At 67.7% G+C, this 19598-nt stretch carries 23 protein-coding genes; 17 read left to right on the top strand and 6 right to left on the bottom strand.

Annotated elements, in window-relative coordinates; genetic code table 11:
* Positions 1–34 precede the first annotated feature (34 nt).
* The 8 genes from D6860_RS07025 (at position 35) to D6860_RS06995 (ending at position 6559) form a co-directional block, all read left to right on the top strand.
* Positions 35–1567 (top strand): acyl-CoA carboxylase subunit beta, encoded by a 1533-nt coding sequence (locus D6860_RS07025; RefSeq protein ID WP_076622136.1) that lies wholly within the window; start codon positions 35–37, stop codon positions 1565–1567.
* A gap of 18 nt (positions 1568–1585) precedes the next feature.
* The gene (locus D6860_RS07020) at positions 1586–1924 is read left to right on the top strand and encodes a hypothetical protein (protein ID WP_076622135.1); all 339 of its coding nucleotides are present in this window, start codon (positions 1586–1588) and stop codon (positions 1922–1924) included.
* Positions 1921–2337 carry a DUF6497 family protein gene (locus D6860_RS07015; protein WP_083697916.1) on the top strand — a complete coding sequence of 139 codons (417 nt, stop codon included), beginning with the start codon at positions 1921–1923 and terminating at the stop codon, positions 2335–2337. The genes D6860_RS07020 and D6860_RS07015 overlap by 4 nt, the downstream gene beginning before the upstream one ends.
* 214 nt (positions 2338–2551) lie before the next feature.
* Positions 2552–2692 carry a hypothetical protein gene (locus tag D6860_RS25205; protein WP_017467604.1) on the top strand — a complete coding sequence of 47 codons (141 nt, stop codon included), beginning with the start codon at positions 2552–2554 and terminating at the stop codon, positions 2690–2692.
* 75 nt (positions 2693–2767) lie between these two features.
* Complete coding sequence (locus D6860_RS07010) at positions 2768–3130, top strand: hypothetical protein (RefSeq protein ID WP_017467603.1); 363 nt, start codon at positions 2768–2770, stop codon at positions 3128–3130.
* Positions 3131–3491: 361 nt separating this feature from the next.
* A complete protein-coding gene (locus D6860_RS07005; protein ID WP_017467602.1) occupies positions 3492–3701 on the top strand; it encodes a hypothetical protein in 210 nt (69 codons plus the stop codon).
* A gap of 147 nt (positions 3702–3848) precedes the next feature.
* On the top strand, positions 3849–5849 hold the full coding sequence (locus D6860_RS07000) for an acetyl-CoA carboxylase biotin carboxylase subunit (protein ID WP_076622134.1): 2001 nt from the start codon (positions 3849–3851) through the stop codon (positions 5847–5849).
* 197 nt (positions 5850–6046) lie between these two features.
* On the top strand, positions 6047–6559 hold the full coding sequence (locus D6860_RS06995) for a hypothetical protein (RefSeq protein ID WP_229743234.1): 513 nt from the start codon (positions 6047–6049) through the stop codon (positions 6557–6559).
* Between the two features lie 7 nt (positions 6560–6566).
* On the opposite strand, the gene D6860_RS06990 is transcribed toward D6860_RS06995, so the two are convergent.
* The gene (locus tag D6860_RS06990) at positions 6567–7022 is read right to left on the bottom strand and encodes a DUF4174 domain-containing protein (RefSeq protein WP_229743235.1); all 456 of its coding nucleotides are present in this window, start codon (positions 7020–7022) and stop codon (positions 6567–6569) included.
* Positions 7023–7170: 148 nt separating this feature from the next.
* Between D6860_RS06990 and D6860_RS06985 the strand changes: the two genes are divergently transcribed.
* The 6 genes from D6860_RS06985 (at position 7171) to D6860_RS06960 (ending at position 13176) form a co-directional block, all read left to right on the top strand.
* Positions 7171–8103: a hypothetical protein gene (locus tag D6860_RS06985; RefSeq protein WP_076622132.1), complete on the top strand. Its 933-nt coding sequence runs from the start codon at positions 7171–7173 to the stop codon at positions 8101–8103.
* Positions 8066–10195, top strand: coding sequence for a methylmalonyl-CoA mutase (scpA, locus tag D6860_RS06980; RefSeq protein ID WP_076622131.1), 2130 nt, complete (start codon positions 8066–8068; stop codon positions 10193–10195). Before D6860_RS06985 ends, scpA begins: the two co-directional genes overlap by 38 nt.
* A gap of 124 nt (positions 10196–10319) precedes the next feature.
* Positions 10320–10943, top strand: coding sequence for a VOC family protein (locus tag D6860_RS06975; protein WP_076622130.1), 624 nt, complete (start codon positions 10320–10322; stop codon positions 10941–10943).
* Positions 10944–10953: 10 nt separating this feature from the next.
* Positions 10954–11433 carry a GNAT family N-acetyltransferase gene (locus D6860_RS06970; RefSeq protein ID WP_076622129.1) on the top strand — a complete coding sequence of 160 codons (480 nt, stop codon included), beginning with the start codon at positions 10954–10956 and terminating at the stop codon, positions 11431–11433.
* A gap of 41 nt (positions 11434–11474) precedes the next feature.
* On the top strand, positions 11475–12158 hold the full coding sequence (locus D6860_RS06965; RefSeq protein WP_017468623.1) for a molecular chaperone DjiA: 684 nt from the start codon (positions 11475–11477) through the stop codon (positions 12156–12158).
* Between the two features lie 10 nt (positions 12159–12168).
* Positions 12169–13176, top strand: a complete 1008-nt coding sequence (locus tag D6860_RS06960; protein WP_076622128.1) for an endonuclease/exonuclease/phosphatase family protein — start codon at positions 12169–12171, stop codon at positions 13174–13176.
* Positions 13177–13363: 187 nt separating this feature from the next.
* Here the strand turns inward: D6860_RS06960 and hisA are convergent, their stop codons facing one another.
* On the bottom strand, positions 13364–14086 hold the full coding sequence (hisA, locus tag D6860_RS06955; protein ID WP_017469034.1) for a 1-(5-phosphoribosyl)-5-[(5-phosphoribosylamino)methylideneamino]imidazole-4-carboxamide isomerase: 723 nt from the start codon (positions 14084–14086) through the stop codon (positions 13364–13366).
* Positions 14087–14220: 134 nt separating this feature from the next.
* Here hisA and D6860_RS06950 point away from each other — a divergent pair, with 134 nt between their 5' ends.
* Positions 14221–14607, top strand: coding sequence for a DUF2147 domain-containing protein (locus D6860_RS06950; protein ID WP_076622127.1), 387 nt, complete (start codon positions 14221–14223; stop codon positions 14605–14607).
* Positions 14608–14651: 44 nt separating this feature from the next.
* On the opposite strand, the gene hisH is transcribed toward D6860_RS06950, so the two are convergent.
* The 4 genes from hisH to fabA all read right to left on the bottom strand — a co-directional run bounded on the left by hisH (position 14652) and on the right by fabA (position 18180).
* Positions 14652–15287 (bottom strand): imidazole glycerol phosphate synthase subunit HisH, encoded by a 636-nt coding sequence (hisH, locus tag D6860_RS06945; protein ID WP_017469559.1) that lies wholly within the window; start codon positions 15285–15287, stop codon positions 14652–14654.
* Positions 15288–15364: 77 nt separating this feature from the next.
* The gene (locus D6860_RS06940; RefSeq protein WP_076622126.1) at positions 15365–16156 is read right to left on the bottom strand and encodes an enoyl-ACP reductase FabI; all 792 of its coding nucleotides are present in this window, start codon (positions 16154–16156) and stop codon (positions 15365–15367) included.
* A 29-nt stretch (positions 16157–16185) separates the two neighbouring features.
* A complete protein-coding gene (gene fabB / locus D6860_RS06935) occupies positions 16186–17415 on the bottom strand; it encodes a beta-ketoacyl-ACP synthase I (RefSeq protein ID WP_076622125.1) in 1230 nt (409 codons plus the stop codon).
* 255 nt (positions 17416–17670) lie between these two features.
* On the bottom strand, positions 17671–18180 hold the full coding sequence (fabA, locus tag D6860_RS06930) for a bifunctional 3-hydroxydecanoyl-ACP dehydratase/trans-2-decenoyl-ACP isomerase (protein ID WP_076622124.1): 510 nt from the start codon (positions 18178–18180) through the stop codon (positions 17671–17673).
* Positions 18181–18370: 190 nt separating this feature from the next.
* On the opposite strand from fabA, the gene irrA reads away from it, so the two are divergent.
* Both irrA and D6860_RS06920 read left to right on the top strand, forming a co-directional pair.
* The gene (gene irrA / locus D6860_RS06925; RefSeq protein WP_017467888.1) at positions 18371–18790 is read left to right on the top strand and encodes an iron response transcriptional regulator IrrA; all 420 of its coding nucleotides are present in this window, start codon (positions 18371–18373) and stop codon (positions 18788–18790) included.
* Positions 18791–18910: 120 nt separating this feature from the next.
* Positions 18911–19594 (top strand): FAD-binding oxidoreductase, encoded by a 684-nt coding sequence (locus D6860_RS06920; RefSeq protein WP_017467889.1) that lies wholly within the window; start codon positions 18911–18913, stop codon positions 19592–19594.
* Positions 19595–19598 lie beyond the last annotated feature (4 nt).

Here is a 19598-nt window from a genome sequence, read left to right as displayed (position 1 = left end):
CTCTGTATGGTCACGCCAAACGAAAGGGACGGCCATGAAAGACATTCTGCATGAACTGGAAGACCGGCGTGCCGGTGCCCGCATCGGCGGTGGTCAGAAGCGGATCGACGCGCAGCACGCCAAGGGCAAGCTGACCGCGCGCGAACGTATCGAGCTGCTTGTCGACGAGGGCAGCTTCGAGGAGTACGACATGTTCGTGGCTCATCGCTGCACCGACTTCGGCATGGAGAAGAACCGCCCCTACGGCGATGGCGTGGTGACCGGCTGGGGCACGATCAACGGCCGCATGGTCTACGTCTTCAGCCAGGACTTCACGGTGCTCGGCGGGTCCGTTTCGGCCACCCACGCGATGAAGATCTGCAAGATCATGGACATGGCGATGCAGAACGGCGCGCCGGTGATCGGCCTCAACGACTCGGGCGGTGCCCGCATCCAGGAGGGTGTCGACAGCCTCGCGGGCTACGCCGAGATCTTCCAGCGCAACATCATGGCCTCGGGGGTGATCCCGCAGATCAGCGTCATCATGGGCCCCTGCGCCGGCGGCGCGGTCTACAGCCCGGCCATGACCGACTTCATCTTCATGGTGAAGGATACCTCCTACATGTTCGTGACCGGCCCCGACGTGGTGAAGACGGTCACCAACGAGGTCGTCACCGCCGAGGAACTGGGCGGGGCCTCCACCCACACCAAGAAGTCGAGCGTCGCCGACGGCGCCTTCGAGAACGACGTGGAGGCGCTTGCCGAAGTGCGCCGTCTCGTGGACTTCCTGCCGCTCAACAACCGCGAGAAGCCGCCGGTGCGGCCCTTCTTCGATGACGTGGCGCGGGTCGAGAGCTCGCTCGACACGATCATCCCCGAGAACGCCAACCAGCCCTACGACATGAAGGAACTGATCCTGAAGGTCGCGGACGAAGGCGATTTCTACGAGATACAGGAAGAGCACGCCAAGAACATCATCACCGGCTTCATCCGGCTCGAGGGTCAGACCGTGGGCATCGTGGCGAACCAGCCGATGGTGCTGGCGGGCTGCCTCGACATCGACAGCTCGAAGAAGGCCGCGCGTTTCGTGCGGTTCTGCGATGCCTTCGAGATCCCGCTGCTGACCTTCGTCGACGTGCCGGGCTTCCTGCCGGGCACCGGTCAGGAATACGGTGGCGTCATCAAGCATGGCGCGAAGCTGCTCTTTGCCTACGGCGAGGCGACGGTGCCGAAGGTGACCGTCATCACCCGCAAGGCCTATGGCGGCGCCTACGACGTGATGAGCTCGAAGCACCTGCGCGGCGACGTGAACTACGCCTGGCCGACCGCGGAAATCGCGGTGATGGGGGCCAAGGGGGCGACCGAGATCATCCATCGCGCCGACCTCGGTGACGCGGAGAAGATCGCCAAGCACACCGCCGACTACGAGGACCGCTTCGCGAATCCCTTCGTTGCCGCCGAGCGCGGGTTCATCGACGAGGTGATCCAGCCCCGCTCGACCCGCCGCCGGGTGAGCCGTGCCTTCGCCATGCTGCGCAACAAGAAGCTCAGCAACCCGTGGAAGAAGCACGACAACATCCCGCTCTGATCCGGTCGCGGGGGAGTCATGGGCCGCAAGGGCTGGCATACGCATGCGCAGGGCGGGGCGCTGATCCTCGCCCGCCGGTGGCCGGCGCGCTTCGACCTGAGCGTCGAGACGCGGCTGCTGCCGGTGCGCCGACGCGCGCGCCTGGCCCACCAGGTGCGGCAGGATCTGTGGCGCGCGCTGCAGGACCTGCGTGGCTTCTCGCCCTGCGTGCTCGTCGAGGACACGGGGCAGGGCACGCTCGTGCGGGCCGGTGGTCAGCTCGACGCGCAGGCCCCGAGGGCCCGCGCCGAGGCCGGCATCGCCGAGTTGCTCGAGGATCCGCGCCGTCGGGCGCGCTGGCTTCGGTGGGCGTCATGAACCGCGCCGGAGCTCGTCTCCTGCCCGGCGTGGCGCTGGTGCTCGGTCTCGCCGGGCCGGCGTTTCCGCTGGCCGAGGCCGCCCTGATCGAGGTGCCTTCGGGCATGCCGGTGCGCTTCCATGACGCCATCGCGGGCGAGCAGGGGGTGGCTTCGGTCTACCGGTTCCGCTTCGTCGCACCGGAGATCGGCGGTGCGGCGCCACGGCCTTACGAGGAGGTCGCCCCGGACATGGACGCGCTGTGCCAGGGGTTCGCACTGTCGCAGCTTGATGGCGGCGATCCACCCGCTGACCGTATCGTGATCTCGCTCATGGCGGAGGTGGTCGCGTTCGGCGATCCTTCGCCGGGCACACCACAGTATTTCGAGGCCTACAGTCTGCGTGACGGCCGCTGCATCTGGGAAGCTTTCTGATGTATCCACAACATCTTGCGGAAAAATCTGCAGGCATGACGCGAATTGCGTCTTTGTCGCCACAAATATCGCATCCGGAGCGCGAAAGATATTGTCCCGCTCACAATTGGGCTATGTTTGGGGTCGGTCACCCCAGAGTGATCGACATAACGGAACGAGGACAGGCAGGGCCGTCAGGCCGTGTCGGTTCCAAAGAACCAGACAGGAGTATAACATGTCCAAGAGCATCAAAGTTCTGGCAATGCTGGGTCTCTTCGGCCTTGCAGCGTGCGGTGGTCAGCAGGAAGAAGAGTTCGTCGTGGTCGACCCCGAGCCGATCTCGACCGAGCCGGTCTACACCGGCAAGTACAAGTGATCTTGCGGGGCGGGCCCGCAAGCCCGCCCCTCTTCGACCCCGCGCGGTGGCCATTTCCTTCGGGGAGGGCGGGTCATGCTGAAACACCGCGGTTTCCCGAGCCGGCTCACCGGCACCGACTTCCAGTTCACCATTCGTCGCGCCAACCCGCGCGGGATCACGCCGCTGACCCGCCGCGAGCGCTATCGCGACCGCAAGGCGGTGGACAAGCGCGCCGACCTCGCCTTCGTGGCGGCGCTCTGGGCGCATTTCGGCAACGAACCCTTCGAACGCGGCAACCTTGATGCCGGTCGGCTCTCGTGGCTCTTCGGACGCGAGGTGCTGCCCTATGACGACCCCTTCGATCCCGAAAGCTACGACGCGCTCCTGATCATCGACGAGCAGGCGGCCCGCGCGAGCTATCCCGAGGCCTTCGAGGAGGGCGACGAATGGGTCTGAGCCGCGCCCCCCGTGCCCCCGGTTGGCGGAATGGCGCTCATCTTGAGGGTGGGCGAGGACGCCTCTTTCAACCGCAGGGTGAATCGGTCAGTGTGGACGTGTTGCGAGTCGCCGGGCGCCAACGCAGGGCGCCCGGGATTCACCGTTACCCTTCCCCTTGCGGACGGTCCGGTTCATCCCCTTGCCGGCCGTCCGCCTTTCTTTCCGTAGCTTCCCCGTATCGCCGCGCGCGACATCCCGCCGATATTCGGCGTGTCCCCGCGCATGTGGTTGGGCGCGCGAAAAAAATGGCATGGAACTCCGCGCCCAGACGTGGCGTTGTGTCGTGGAAGGTTTTCACGGAACACAAGGAGTTTCCATCATGGCAAAGACCGCCATTCGCCTCGCAGCCATCCTCGGCCTTTTCACCGTCGCAGCCTGCGAGACCTCGGATCTCGGCCGTGCCGGCATGGGCGCAGGCACCGGTTACCTGGTCGACCGCGCAACCGGCGGTGACGGCACCGTGGGCGCAGCCGTGGGCGCGACCGCAGGCATCGTCTGCGACGACGTCACGCCGCAGTACTGCAACTAAGACAGTTTCGATCGCCACCGCGCCCGGCGCGGTGACCGATCCGTTTTGCCAGCCATCGGAGCCCACGCGGGCCCCGGTGGCTTTTTTTGTGGCCGCGCGCACCTTCGCGTCGCGTGCGCCTGGGAATACCGTAGGAAAGGGACAGACATGTTCGACAAGATCCTGATCGCCAACCGGGGCGAGATTGCCTGCCGGGTCATCAAGTCGGCGCAGAAGATGGGCATCAAGACGGTGGCCGTCTACTCCGAGGCCGACAAGCACGCGCTGCATGTCGCCATGGCCGACGAGGCGGTGCACATCGGGCCGCCGCCGGCGAACCAGTCCTATATCGTGATCGACAAGATCATGCAGGCGATCAAGGACACCGGTGCGCAGGCGGTGCACCCGGGCTACGGCTTCCTGTCCGAGAACCCGAAGTTCGCCGATGCGCTCGAAGCGGCCGGCGTCGCCTTCATCGGACCGCCGAAGGGCGCGATCGAGGCGATGGGCGACAAGATCACCTCGAAGAAACTGGCGAAAGAGGCCGGCGTGAGCACCGTGCCCGGCTACATGGGCATCATCGAGGACGCCGACGAGGCGGTGAAGATCAGCCAGGAGATCGGCTACCCGGTGATGATCAAGGCCTCCGCCGGCGGCGGCGGCAAGGGCATGCGCATCGCATGGAACGACGAGGAAGCGCGCGAGGGCTTCCAGTCGTCCAAGAACGAGGCGGCGAGCTCCTTCGGGGACGACCGCATCTTCATCGAGAAGTTCGTGACGCAGCCGCGCCACATCGAGATCCAGGTGCTCTGCGATGCGCATGGCAACGGCCTGTGGCTGAACGAGCGCGAATGCTCGATCCAGCGCCGCAACCAGAAGGTCGTCGAAGAGGCGCCGTCGCCGTTCCTTGACCCCGAGACCCGCAAGGCGATGGGCGAGCAGGCCGTGGCTCTGGCCAAGGCCGTCGATTACACCAGCGCGGGCACGGTGGAATTCATCGTCGACGCCGACAAGAACTTCTACTTCCTCGAGATGAACACCCGTCTTCAGGTGGAGCACCCGGTTACCGAGCTGATCACCGGCATCGACCTTGTCGAGCAGATGATCCGCGTCGCCAACGGCGAGGCGCTGAGCATCACGCAGGACGACGTCAAGATCAACGGCTGGGCCATCGAGAACCGCCTCTACGCCGAGGACCCCTATCGCAACTTCCTGCCCTCCATTGGCCGGCTGACGCGCTACCGTCCGCCGGAAGAGGGCAAGCTGGGCGAGGGGATCGTGCGCAACGATACCGGCGTCTTCGAGGGCGGCGAGATCTCGATGTACTACGACCCGATGATCGCCAAGCTCTGCACCTGGGGGCACACCCGCTCCGAGGCGATCGAGACCATGCGCAACGCGCTCGACAGCTTCGAGGTCGAGGGCATCGGGCACAACCTGCCGTTCCTCTCGGCCGTGATGGATCATCCGCGGTTCATCTCGGGCAACATCTCGACCGCCTTCATCGCCGAGGAATATCCCGACGGCTTCGAGGGCGTGACGCTGGGCGAGGACAAGCTGCGCGACATCGCCGCCGCCGCGGCCGCGATGAACCGCGTGGCCGAGATCCGGCGCGCGCGCATCTCGGGCGTGCTCGACAACCACGAGCGCACCGTGGGCGAGGAGTGGAACGTCGCGCTGCAGGGGCAGAGCTTCGACGTGACCGTCGCGGCGGACAAGTCGGGCTCGACCATCACCTTCGCGGACGGTGACGAGATCCGGGTCGACGGCGACTGGACCCCGGGTCACGCGCTGGCCCACATGAGCGTCAACGGGCGGCCGCTCGTGCTCAAGGTCGGCAAGATCTCGGGCGGGTTCCGCATCCGCTCGCGCGGCGCCGATCTCAAGGTGCACGTGCGGACCCCGCGTCAGGCCGAGCTCGCGCGGCTGATGCCCGAGAAGCTGCCGCCGGACACCTCGAAGATGCTGCTCTGCCCGATGCCGGGCCTGATCGTCTCGCTCAACGTGGCCGAGGGCGACGAGGTGCAGGAGGGCCAGGCGCTCTGCACCGTCGAGGCGATGAAGATGGAGAACATCCTGCGGGCGGAACGTCGTGGCGTGGTCAAGAAGATCAACGCCGGGCCGGGCGACAGCCTCGCCGTCGACGACGTCATCATGGAGTTCGAATGATGTCTGCCGCTTCCCGCACAGAGTTCCCGTCTCCGGCCCACGCGGCCGGGGCGCGGAGCGTGTGGGGAGCGGCACAATTTTTCCTGAGCGTCCTGCCGGAGCCCGCGAGATGACACCCGACCGCCCCAATGTCCAAAGCCTGCGGAAACCCGTTTCCGCCATGCTGGCGTGGGGGCGTCGGGCAGGGGACCGGTGCGATGCGTGGTATCTCGGGGATGGGGCGTGGGCTGCTGCTGGCGGTGCCGCTCATGCTGTCGGCGTGCTTCTACGGCACCGAGGGGCAGCTGCGCGGAAAACTGTCCGACACGCTCTACCTGCGCGATACGCTCTACTTCCGCGACCGCCTGGGCTGCACGGCGGCCCTGTTCTCGATCTACACGCGCCATCCGAGACCCCGGGTGATGCGGGCCGGCGACGTGGCCGCGGCGCTGTCGCTGCTCGACCGGGGCAAGCCGGTGGCCTTCGAGACCGGGCTCAGCCCCGACGGTATCTCGCGCGCGGTGCTGGAACACGAGACCCGCAGCGGGCTGGGAATCGTCTCGGCCGGGGTGTCGGGGGCGACGCAGTGCCTCGAGCCGGCGCTCGAGGAACCGCTCTACAGGGCCATGCTCGACCCGCAGGTGGTCACGGTCTACGACCCGCAGGCAAAGGTGCTGGCGCTGATCGAATGGTCCGAGAAACGCGCCTGGGTGCTGCGCTCCTTCGACTGAGGGCGGCTCACTCGGCGGGCGGTTGCGGCGCGTTCAACCGGTCGCGCACCTCCTGCTGGCGCAGCGGCTGCTTGTCGATCGAGCGCGAGATTTCCCGCACGTGCCAAGGTGCCGGCTTGCGGAACAGGATCGTGCCGTCCTTGGCGATGAGCGCGAGCATGAAGCCGTTCGGGCGCAGCGCGCGGCGGATCGGCGAGCGGGCCGACGGGTCGGTGTCGGTGATGACCACCACGTCGCGGTCGACCAGCGCATCGAGTCGGTCGGTGACGAGTTGCATCTGCTGCACGAAACGCGGGTCCGCCGGGTTGTCGGCGAAGACCACGAGCGGCCGCTTGATCCAGAGGAAGTCTTCGAGTGTCGCCTCGCCAGCCGGGCGGATCGTCTCGGCCTCGGGGGTCTCGGCACCCTGTGCCGCACCGAGGCCGGCGGTGAGGGTCAGCCCCGCGAGCAGGGCGAGAAGCATGCGGCGTGTCATGCCTCAAGATATAGGCGCGCCGACCGGCGTCGCACAATGTTTCGCGGCGTCTGCGTCGAAATTTTCCTGTCTTAACCGCTTTCTCACCGGGAGGGCCGCATGATGACGCGATCCCTTCACACGGAGACGGCGGTTCATGGACATCATCCTGCACCCGGGCGCGCACCGCACGGGCACGACCACGTTCCAGTCCTACCTGCGGGGCGCAGAGGGCGCCCTGACGGCGCAGGGGCTGGTGGCGTGGGAGCCCCGGCGCACCCGCAAGGGGCTGTTTCACGGGCTCTTCGATCCGTGCCCCTGCGCCTGTCCGACGGGCAGGGCGGAGGGGCGCGTACGGCTCGCACTTTCGTCCGCCACGCGGCAGGGGGCCAAGGCGCTGATCGTGTCGGAAGAGAACATGCTCGGCACCCCGCGGGCCTGCCTGCGCGCGCGGCGGCTCTACCCGGACGCGGCGACGCGGCTGGCGCGGATGGGCGCGGCCCTTGGCGCGGTGCGGCGCGTGGTGCTGCAGATCCGCTCGCCAGAGATGTGGTGGGCCTCGACGCTGGCCTTCCTGCTGCCGCGTGGTGCCCCGCTGCCCGATCCATCAACGCTTGCCACGCTGGCAGAGGCCCGGCGCAGCTGGCGGCACGTCATCGGCGACATCCGCGCGGCGCTGCCCGAGGCCGAGATCGTGGTCACCCCCTTCGAGCGGCTGGTCTCGCGCCCCGATCTTCTGCTGCGCTGCGCCACCGGGCAGGCCGGCCCGGCGCTGCCGCCGGGGGGCATCTGGACGCACCGCAGCCCGCGGCTCGCAGAGCTGCGCGCGGTGCTTGCGGCGCGCGGCGAGGACCCTTTGCGGCTGCCCGAGGGCGAGGGGCGCTGGATGCCGTTCACGCCCGCGCAGGCAGCGGCGCTGCGCGAAAGGTATTCCGACGACCTGTTCTGGCTGCACGCCGGGGCGGGTGGTCTGGCCCGACTGACAGAGGACCCGGAGCACGGAGAGGACAGCGCAGCCTGGCCCCCGGCTCCACCAAGGAGAGGACAGGACGATGACAGCCAAACTGGACAACTGGCAGGCACTCGCTGAAAAGGAACTGAAGGGCCGCCCGCTGGAGGGCCTGAACTGGAAGACGCTCGAGGGCATCGAGGTCAAGCCGCTCTATACCCCCGCCGACATCGAGGGGCTGCCGCAGATCGACGAGGTTCCGGGTGTCGAGCCATTCACCCGCGGCGTGCGCGCGACCATGTACACCGGCCGTCCGTGGACGATCCGGCAGTATGCGGGCTTTTCCACCGCCGAGGAGTCGAACGCCTTCTACCGCAAGGCGCTGGCCGCCGGTCAGCAGGGCGTGTCGGTGGCCTTCGACCTCGCCACCCATCGTGGCTACGACAGCGACCACCCGCGCGTCGTGGGCGACGTGGGCAAGGCCGGCGTCGCCATCGACTCGGTCGAGGACATGAAGGTTCTCTTCGACGGCATCCCGCTCGATCAGATCTCGGTCTCGATGACCATGAACGGCGCGGTGATCCCGGTGCTGGCGAACTTCATCGTCACCGGTGAAGAGCAGGGCCACGACAAGTCGGTGCTGTCCGGGACCATCCAGAACGACATCCTGAAAGAGTTCATGGTGCGGAACACCTACATCTATCCGCCCGAACCCTCGATGCGCATCATCTCGGACATCATCGAGTATACCTCGAACGAGATGCCGCGCTTCAACTCGATCTCGATCTCCGGCTACCACATGCAGGAAGCGGGCGCGAACCTCGTGCAGGAGCTCGCGTTCACGCTGGCCGACGGCAAGGAATACGTGAAGACGGCGATGGATGCCGGCATGGACATCGACAAGTTCGCCGGCCGGCTGTCGTTCTTCTTCGCCATCGGCAAGAACTTCTTCATGGAGATCGCCAAGCTGCGCGCCGCGCGGATGCTGTGGTCGCGCATCATGACCGAGCTCGGCGCCAAGTCGTCGCGCTCGAAGATGCTGCGCACGCACTGCCAGACCTCGGGGGTGTCGCTGGCCGAGCAGGATCCCTACAACAACGTCATCCGCACCGCCTACGAGGCGATGAGCGCGGTGCTCGGCGGCACCCAGTCGCTGCACACCAACGCGCTCGACGAGGCGATCGCGCTGCCGACCGAGTTCTCGGCCCGGATCGCGCGCAACACCCAGCTCATCCTGCAGGAAGAGACCGGCGTGACCAAGGTCGTCGACCCGATGGCCGGCTCCTACTACGTCGAGAAGCTGACCGCCGACCTTGCCGAGGCCGCGTGGAAGCTGATCGAGGAGGTCGACGAGATGGGCGGCATGACCAAGGCGGTGGCCTCGGGCATGCCCAAGCTGCGCATCGAGGAGACCGCCGCCCGCCGGCAGGCCGACATCGACCGCGGCGACGACGTGATCGTCGGCGTGAACAAGTATCGGCTCGAGAAGGAAGACGAGCTCGACATCCTCGACATCGACAACGCCAAGGTGCGTGACGGTCAGGTCAAGGCGCTCGAGCGCATCCGCGCGACGCGCGACCAGGCCGCCTGCGACGCGGCGCTGGCCGAGCTCGAGCGGCGGTCGAAGGAGGGCGGCAACCTGCTGGAAGCCGCGGTGGAAGCAGCCCGTGCCCGGGCCACGGTCGGAGAGATCAGCATGGCGATGGAAAAGGTGTTCGGCCGTCACCGGGCCGAGGTGAAGACGCTCGCGGGCGTATACGGTGCCGCCTACGAGGGCGACGAGGGCTTTGCCGCCATCCAGAAATCCGTCGAGGATTTCGCCGAGGCAGAAGGCCGCCGTCCGCGCATGCTGGTGGTCAAGATGGGCCAGGACGGCCATGACCGTGGCGCCAAGGTCATCGCCACCGCCTTTGCCGACATCGGCTTCGACGTCGACGTCGGCCCGCTGTTCCAGACCCCGGAAGAGGCGGCGCAGGACGCGATCGACAACGACGTGCACATCGTCGGCATCTCGAGCCAGGCGGCGGGGCACAAGACCCTTGCGCCGCAGCTCGTCAAGGCACTGAAGGAGCAGGGGGCCGAGGATATCATCGTGATCTGCGGCGGCGTGATCCCGCACCAGGATTACCAGTTCCTGTATGACGCCGGGGTCAAGGCGATCTTCGGACCGGGCACCAACATCCCCGACGCGGCGCAGGACATCCTGAAGCTCATCGGCTCCTCGCGGGGCTGACGCGCCGCTGTTGTGACGTGTTTGGCGCGGGCCGGGGCAACCTCCGGCCCGCGATGCGTTTTTGCATTTGCTTGCCGGGGGCCGTGCCCTATCGTTCCACAGCTGAACGAACGACGGGCGGGGCATGACGCTGAAGCTGGAACTGGACCACATCGCGGTGCTGGGCGAGAGCCTGGAAGAAGCCGTCGCCCACGCCGAGTCGGCGGTGGGGATGCCGTTGCTGCCCGGCGGCACCCATCCACGCTACGGCACCCACAACCAGCTTCTCGGGCTGGGCGGCGTCTACCTCGAGGCGCTGGCCATCGACCCCGCAGCCGAGCCGCCGACCGAACCACGCTGGTTCGGGCTCGACCGCTTCAAGGGGCCGGCGCGGCTCGACAAGTGGATCTGCCGGGTGCGCGACATGGACGAGGCGCTGGCGGCGCTGCCGATGGCGGGCCGCCCGGTCGAGCTGTCGCGCGGGCGGCTGCGCTGGCTGATGTCGGTGCCCGGGGACGGGATGCTGCCCTATGACGGCATGTTCCCGGCGCTGATCCAGTGGCTGAGCCCGGTGCCCGCCGGGGCGATCCTCTCGGCGTCGGGCGCGCGGCTCACCGGTCTCGAGGTCATCCATCCCGAGGCCGAGGGGCTCGAGGCGCTGCTGGCGCCATATCTCGATGCGCCGCTGGTCCGGTTCGCGACCGGCGCCCGCCCCGCGCTGCGTGCCGAGTTGCGCACCCCGCAGGGCCAGCTTCGCATCCTGCAATGACCGTCCCGCGATGATCGTGCGCCCGGCCCGCGCGGAGGACGCCGCGCCGCTCGTGGCCCTCTGGAACCCGTGGATCCGCGACACGGCGATCACCTTCACCACCGACGAAAAAACCGAGGCCGGACTCGCGGCCGACATCGCCGCGCGCGGTCCCGCCTTCGTGGTGGCGGAGGACGGCGGCGCGCTCCTGGGGTTCGCGACCTTCTTTCCGTTCCGCGCGGGGCCGGGCTACGCCTGGACGAAGGAACACACGGTCATCCTCGCCCCCGAGGCAAGAGGTCGCGGGGCGGGACGCGCGCTCATGGCGGCGCTCGAAGACGAGGCGCAGCGGCAGGGGGTGCATGCGCTGATGGCCGGGATTTCGGCGGAAAACCCTGCAGGCGTGGCGTTTCACGCCGCCATCGGCTTTCACGAGGTCGCACGGCTGCCGCAGGTCGGTCGGAAGTTCGACCGCTGGATGGACCTTGTGCTGATGCAGAAATTTCCGTGATCCGTCCTGACACCGCCGCGCAGAGCGCGTAAACTCCGCCCATGTCGATCTGGACCCGCATATCCGAGGCGCTTTCCGCGCTGGCCAAGGGCGAAGGGCTGGGCGCGGTCTTCGACCGTCTCCGCCAGCCGCCCGAGCGCACCGTTGCCTTCACCATCGCGGTGATCGCGCTGTCTGCGAAGATGGCCAAGGCCGACGGCCGGGTCACGCGCAACGAGGTGGCCGCCTTCCGCGAGATCTTCTCGATCCCGCCGGAAGACGAGGCCGCCGCTGCGCGGGTCTTCAACCTCGCGCGGCAGGACGTGGCCGGCTTCGAGGAATACGCGCGCCGCATCCGCCGGATGTTCGACGGCAACAAGGGGCCGATCTGCGACCTGATGGAGGGGCTCTTCTACATCGCGGTGGCCGACGGTCAGTATCACCCGGACGAGGCCGAGTTCCTCGAGCGGGTGGCCGAGATCTTCGAGATCCCGGCGTCGCAGTTCCGTGCCATCCGCAGCCGCTTCGTGCCCGATGCAGAGCCCGATCCCTACGCGGTGCTGGGCGTCTCGCACGACGCGCCGCTCGCCGAGATCCGCCGCCAGTGGCGGCAACTCGTCCGCGACAGCCACCCCGACGTGATGCAGGCGCGCGGCGTGCCGGAAGAGGCGGTGAAGCTCTCCGAGAAGCGCCTCATCGACATCAACCGCGCCTGGGAGGAAATCTCGGCGCAGCGGGCCGCCTGAGCGCGAGCCGGTGCGGCTGGCCACCTACAACGTCGAATGGTTCGACGCGCTCTTCGACGACGCGGGAACGCTGCTGGCCGATGACCGCTGGTCTGCCCGGCATGACATAACGCGGGCGCAGCAGATCGAGGCGCTCGGCATCGTCTTCACCGCCGTCGATGCCGATGCTTGGATGATCGTCGAGGCCCCCGACAGCAACACCCGCCGCAACACCACCCGGGCGCTGAACGCTTTTGCCGAGGCCTTCGACTTGCGCACGCGGGCCGTGCTGACCGGTTTCCTGAACGGCACCCAGCAGGAGATCGCGCTGCTCTACGACCCGGCGGTGCTGACCGTGCGGCATGCGCCGGAGGGCACGCCCGGGGGTGAGGTGCCGCGCTTCGACGGGGTGTTCCGAATCGACCTCGACATCGACGAGACCGAGGACCGCGTGACCTTTTCGAAGCCACCGCTCGAGGTCGCGGCGGTCACCGCCCGGGGGCACGAGCTGCGGCTGATCGGTGCGCACCTGAAGTCCAAGGCGCCGCATGGCGCCGAGACCCGCGACCAGATCATGCGGCCGGGGATCGCCAACCGGCGCAAGCAGTTGGCGCAGGCGATCTGGCTGCGGCGGCGCGTCCGCACGCATCTCGAGGCCGGCGACAGCGTGATCGTGATGGGCGACCTGAACGACGGCCCGGGTCTCGATGAATACGAGCATCTCTTCGGGCGCAGCTCGGTCGAGATCGTGCTGGGCGACGGCGGGCCACGGCTCCACGATCCGAACGCCGTGGCGACGCTGGGCTCGAAGCTTGGGCCGCATCCGACCTCGGCGCGGTTCTACCTGAAGGGCGAGAAGCGGTTCCTGCAGGCGATGCTCGACTACATCATGGTGTCGCCGGACCTCGCGGCGATGGGGCCGCGCTGGCGGATCTGGCACCCGTTCGACGATCCGGTCTGCTGGAAGACGCCGGAATTGCGCGAGGCGCTTCTCGTGGCATCGGACCATTTCCCGGTGTCGCTCGACATCGACCTGTGAGGGCAGGGGCGGTGGGTTGGTAAACCCACCCTACGAGGCGCTGCGACAGGTCTCATGGGCGGGTTTCGATCATCGCCGGTCGGGACGCGGCTGCCGGGGCAGCTCGTGCAGGCCGTCGGACCGCAGCGCGATGGCGTAGGGCGAGTTTGCAACCCACCCCCGTCCGGGATGAACGGATAACCGGAGGTCAGACCTTGAGCAGCTTCAGCGCTTCCTTGAGGTCGATGGCCCCGTCGTAGAGCGCGCGGCCCGAGATGGCGCCATTGAGCGTGGCGCCGCAGTCGCGCAGCGCGCGCAGGTCCTTGAGCGACGAGACGCCGCCCGAGGCGATCACCGGGATCGTCACCGCGTTGGCAAGCGCTGCCGTGGCCTCGATGTTGGGGCCCTGCATGGCGCCGTCGCGGTTGATGTCGGTGTAGATGATCGCGGCGACGCCGGCGTCCTCGTAGCTCTTGGCGAGCTCCACGGCATCGACGTCGGTGACCTCGGCCCAACCCTTGGTGGCGACGCGGCCGTCGCGGGCGTCGATGCCCACGGCGATCTTGCCGGGGAAGGCGGCTGCGGCCTCGCGCACCAGCGCCGGGTTCTCGACCGCCACGGTGCCGAGGATGACCCGCGCCAGCCCCTTGTCGAGCCAGCGCTCGATGGTGGCCATATCGCGGATGCCGCCACCAAGCTGCGCCGGGGTGTTGGTCGTGGTCAGGATCGCCTCGACCGCGGCGGCGTTCACCGGCTCGCCGGCGAAGGCGCCGTTCAGGTCAACGAGGTGCAGCCATTCGCAGCCGGCCGCCACGAACTCCAGAGCCTGCGCGGCGGGGTCGTCGTTGAAGACGGTGGCCTTGTCCATGTCGCCGCGAAGCAGGCGCACGGCCTTGCCGTCCTTGAGGTCGATGGCGGGATACAGGATCATGATGTCTGCTCAGCTTCGATTTTTTCCCATAGTCGCATGACGTGAGGTCTTGTGCAATCCGACCCCGCGTCATTGTTGAACGGAAACGGGCGCTTGCCGCAGGCTCGGGGCCATCTCGACGGAGGAGGAGAGAGATGAGAACCACGATACTGGCGGCGGCGCTTGCGCTTGTCGCGGGGGCGGCCGCGGCCGACCCGGTCGAGGGCGTCTGGATGACCCAGCCCGACGACAACGGCAACTACGCGCATGTGACGATCGCGCCCTGCGGGGCCGAGATCTGCGGGGTGCTGGGCAAGGGGTTCGACAGCGCCGGCAGCCCCATCGCCTCGCCCAACATCGGGCGGCAGATGATCTGGGGCATGGAGCCGCGCGGCGGCGGCGAGTATCGCGGCGGCAAGATCTGGGCGCCGGATCGCGACAAGACCTACAACGCGCGGATGACGCTCGGCGGCAACCGCCTCAAGGTCGAGGGCTGCGTGCTCGGAATCTGCCGTGCCCAGACATGGCGGCGGGTGCAGTAACGGGCGAAAGGGACGGGGCCCTTCAGCCCCGGCCCGCTCCCCGGTCAGGGGCGCCAGTTGAGGAAGTTGGCGATCATCTGCAGGCCGGTGGCGGCGCTCTTCTCGGGGTGGAACTGCAGGCCGATGACCGTGTCCTTGCCGACGATGGCGGTCACGTCGCCGCCATAGTCGACATGCGCCAGCCGCTGTCCCGGATCGACCAGGCGCATCTGGTAGGAATGCACGAAATAGGCATGGTCCCCGGTCGAGATGCCGTCGAGCACCGGGTGGGGCGTGTCGATCACCAGGTCGTTCCAGCCCATGTGCGGCACCTTCAGCGACGGGTCCGAGGGCACGATCCGCTCGACCTCGCCGTCGATCCAGCCCAGCCCGTCGGTCTCTTCGTACTCGTGGCCCTTGCGCGCCAGAAGCTGCATGCCGACGCAGATGCCGAGGAACGGCACACCGCGGGTCTCGACCGCCTCGACCATCGCCTCGAAGCAGCCCGAGCGGCGCAGCGCGGTGGCGCAGGCGGGGAAGGCGCCATCGCCGGGCAGCACGATGCGGTCGGCGTTCGAGACGGTGTGCGGATCGGTGGTCACGGTGACCTCGCCCGCGCCGGTCTCGGCCGCCATGCGCTGGAACGCCTTCTCAGCCGAGTGCAGGTTGCCGCTTTCGTAATCGATGATCGCCGTCAGCATGGCAGGGCTCCTTTCGCCCGCGACAGGCGGGCAGGGGCGTATGGGCCGACCCGCGCCGGGGCGCGGGCCGGAGCCGTTCAGAGGTTCTCGTACTGCGGCATGCCGAGCACGTGGAAGCCGCCGTCGACGTGGATGATCTCGCCGGTGGTGCAGGCGCCGGCGTCCGAGCAGAGGTAGACCGCCGTGCCGCCGACCGCCTCGAGCGTCGCGTTGGCGCCCATGGGGGCGTTCTGGTCGGTGTGCTTGTAGGTCTTGCGGGCCCCGCCGATGGCGGCCCCGGCCAGCGTCTTCATCGGGCCGGGCGAGATCGCGTTCACCCGGATGCCCTCGCGCCCGAGATCGTTGGCAAGGTAGCGCGTCGCCGATTCCAGCGCCGCTTTGGCGATGCCCATGACGTTGTAGTTGGGCACCACCCGCTGCGAGCCGTCATAGGTCAGCGTCAGCATCGTGCCGCCGTTCTCGACCATCAGCGGATGCGCCCGGCGGGCGACGTCGATGAAACTGTAGCAGGAGATGTCGAGCGAGTTCTTGAAGTTCGTGCGGCTGGTGTTGAGGATCCGCCCCGTGAGCTCGGACTTGTCCGAGAAGGCGATGGCATGCACCACGAAGTCGATGGTCGGCCAGCGCGCGCCGAGCTGCTCGAAGGCGGCATCGAGCGAGGCGTCGTCGGTGACATCGACATCGACCATGAAATCGCTGCCCACGCTCGCCGCCAGCGGCTCGAGGCGCTTGCCGAAGGCTTCGCCCTGGTAGGTGAAGGCAAGCTCCGCCCCCGCGCCGTGCAGGGCCTGCGCGATGCCCCATGCGATCGAGCGCTCGTTGGCTACGCCCATGACCAGCCCGCGCTTGCCCTTCAGAAGCTCCGACATGTTTTCAATCCGTTGTTCTTATTGGTTGTTCAGTCACGGTAACGGCTCAGCAGCATCGAGCCGTTGGTGCCGCCGAAGCCGAAGGAGTTGGTCATGACCGTGTCGAGTCCCGCCGCGTCCTTGTATTCGGTGGCGATCTCTTCCGGCTTCAGCGCCGGGTCGAGCGTGTCCACGTTGATCGAGGGGATGATGAAATCGTCGCGCAGCGCCAGCAGGCAGTAGATCGCCTCCTGCGCGCCGGTGGCGCCCTGGCTGTGGCCGGTCATCGACTTGGTCGAACTGACCGGGGGCGTGCTGCCGTCGCCGAAGACGCGGCGCACCGCCTCGATCTCGCCGACGTCGCCGACCGGGGTCGAGGTGCCATGCGCGTTGATGTAGCCGACCGAGCGGTCCTCGGGCAGGGTCTGCAGCGCCAGCCGCATCGCCCGCTCGCCGCCCTCGCCGGAGGGGGCGACCATGTCGTGGCCGTCCGAGGTCGCGGCGAAGCCGGTCACCTCGGCGTAGATCTTCGCGCCGCGCGCCTTGGCGTGCTCGAGATCTTCCAGCACGACGATGCCGCCGCCGCCCGAGATCACGAAGCCGTCCCGGCCCTTGTCGAACGCGCGCGAGGCCTTCTCGGGGGTGTCGTTGTACTTGGACGACATCGCGCCCATGGCGTCGAACAGGCACGACAGCGTCCAGTCGAGCTCTTCGCCGCCGCCGGCGAACATCACGTCCTGCTTGCCCATCATGATCTGCTCGGCGGCGCTGCCGATGCAGTGCAGCGAGGTCGAGCAGGCCGAGGTGATCGAGTAGTTGATGCCCTTGATCCTGAAGGCGGTCGACAGGTTCGCGGAGATCGTCGAGCACATCGCCTTGGGAACCGCGAAGGGGCCGACACGCTTGGTGCCGCCGCTCTTGAGCACGGTCTGGTGGGCGGTGAGCAGGGCCGAGGTCGACGGCCCGCCGGAGCCGGCGATGAGGCCGGTGCGCGGGTTCACGACCTCTGCCTCCTCGAGCCCCGAATCCGCGATCGCCTGCTGCATGGCGATATGGGCGTAGGCGGCGCCCGGTCCCATGAAGCGCAGCGTGCGCTTGTCGACGTGTTCCTTCACGTCGATGTCCACGGCGCCCGCGATCTGGCTGCGGAAGCCGTGTTCCTTCATCTCTTCGTTCGCGGTGATGCCTGAGCGGCCCGCCTTCAACGAGGCGAGCACCTCTTCGGCATTGTTGCCGATGGACGATACGATGCCCAGTCCGGTGACGACGACGCGGCGCATATGGCCTCCCTTTCTTGGTTGGGCGCTATCTAGGACATGCGGGCGGGGGGACGCAAGCGGAGGATGCGGCCACCCTCGGGCCATCCTGCCCCCGGCAAAGGGTCTCCGCCCCGCAAGGGGGCCGGGAAACCGGTCGCTGTGGCCCGGCCCTTCTTCTCTTTGAAAATACCTCCGCCGGAGGCATGCCGGACGCCGGGCCCGGGCACCGCGCCGGTGGGGCGCGGCCCGTTGGAGCCGGTCCCCCGCGCGCCGGGCTCAGCTTTCGCTGAGCGCGACCTTCATGTCCTTGACCTGGTAGATGACCTCGCCATCCGCCTCGACGATGCCGTCGGCGACGCCCATGGTCAGGCGGCGGGTCTGCACGGCCTTGGTGAAGTTGACGTAGTAGGTCAGCATCTTGCGCTCGGGGCGCACCATGCCGGTGAGTTTCACCTCGCCCACACCAAGCGCGTAGCCGCGCCCCTGCCAGCCGCGCCAGCCGAGGTTGAAGCCGGTGAGCTGCCAGAGCCCGTCGAGCCCGAGGCAGCCCGGCATGATCGGGTTGCCGGGAAAGTGGCACTCGAAGAACCACAGGTCCGGGGTGATGTCGAATTCCGCCACCACGTGGCCCTTGCCGTGCGGGCCGCCATCACCGGAAATGTCGGTGATGCGGTCCATCATCAGCATGGGCGGGGCGGGAAGCTGCGCGTTGCCGGGGCCGAAAAGCTCGCCGCGGGCGCATTTCAGCAGGTCGTCCTTGCCGAAGCTGGTGGGGTAGTCGGCCATGTTTGGCGGGCCCTTGTTCCGTGGGTTTCAGATCGGGGCCTCCCTTACCACCCGCCGTGCGCGGCATGCAAGCCTGCCGCGGGGGAGGGCACCCGCGTCGTCGTGGCGCGGACCACGGGGTATTTTCGTTTGAAATCGGGGCGCTCTCTCCGCTATATGAGGAACGATGCGTAAACAGCCGGAAACAGAGATGACCACAGAGGCCGTTCAGAAGGGCACCGACTGGCTCAGCGGGGCCGGTCTGCGTCCGACCCGTCAGCGCGTCGCGCTGGCCACCTTGCTGGTGGGCGATGGCCGCAACCGCCACGTCACCGCGGAAAGTCTCTTCGCGGCGGTCAAGGCAGAGGGTGAAAGCGTTTCGCTCGCGACCGTCTACAACACGCTGCGGGCCTTCTGCGACGCCGGCCTCATGCAGGAAGTGACGGTCGACGGCACGCGCAGCTACTTCGACACCAACACGCACGATCACCCGCATTTCTTCTGGGAGGACGACGGCCACCTGACCGACGCCCCGGCCGAGGATATGGTGATCTCGCGGCTGCCCGACGCCCCCGACGGGGCCGAGATCGCGTCGGTCGACGTGGTGATCCGGCTGCGCAAGCGCAGCTGATCCGGCGCGGCGCTTTCCCGCGCCGCTGATGGCTGTCTCCGACACGTGAACGCGGCCGCCACCGCCGGCGCGGAACCCGTCGGCTTGCGGGTTCGTTTGCCTCTCAAAGGAGGCACCCACATGACCACCAAGCTGAAGATCCGAGCTGTCGAGAGCGTCACCCACGACACCCGCAAGATCACCTTCGACAAGCCCGAGGGGTTTTCCTACGAGGCCGGCCAGGCGGCGCATATCGCGCTCGACGAGGATGGCTGGCGCGACACCTGGAAGTCCTTCACGATGACGTCGCTGCCCGAGGATGACCATCTCGAGTTCGTCATCAAGAGTTATCCCGAAGAGGCCGAGGGGCACGATGGCGTCTCCGAGCGCATCGCAAGGCTGCAGCCGGGCGACACCATGGTCTTCAAGGACGTCTGGGGGGCCATCGACGACGAGGGCGACGGCGTGTTCATCGCGGGCGGTGCCGGCGTGACGCCCTTCATCTCGATCCTGCGCGACAAGCTCGACAAGACCGGCTCGCTCGAGGGCAACACGCTGATCTTCTCGAACAAGACCGAGCGCGACATCATCCTGCGCGACGAGTTCGACAAGATGCCGGGGCTCAAGACGCGCTACATCGTCACCGACGAGCCCGACAGCCCCTTCTACGGCGAGCAGATCGACGGGGAGCTGCTGAAGGAATACGTCTCGGCGGACGACACCTGCTACGTCTGCGGCCCGATGCCGATGCTCGACGACATGAAGACGCAACTGCAGAAACTCGGCGTCGCCGAGGAGCGCATCATCATGGAACAGTTCGACTGACCTG

This window comes from Salipiger sp. D13 (assembly GCF_003703915.1).
Lineage (GTDB): Bacteria > Pseudomonadota > Alphaproteobacteria > Rhodobacterales > Rhodobacteraceae > Salipiger > Salipiger profundus.
This window is presented reverse-complemented; position numbering and strand designations above follow the sequence as displayed.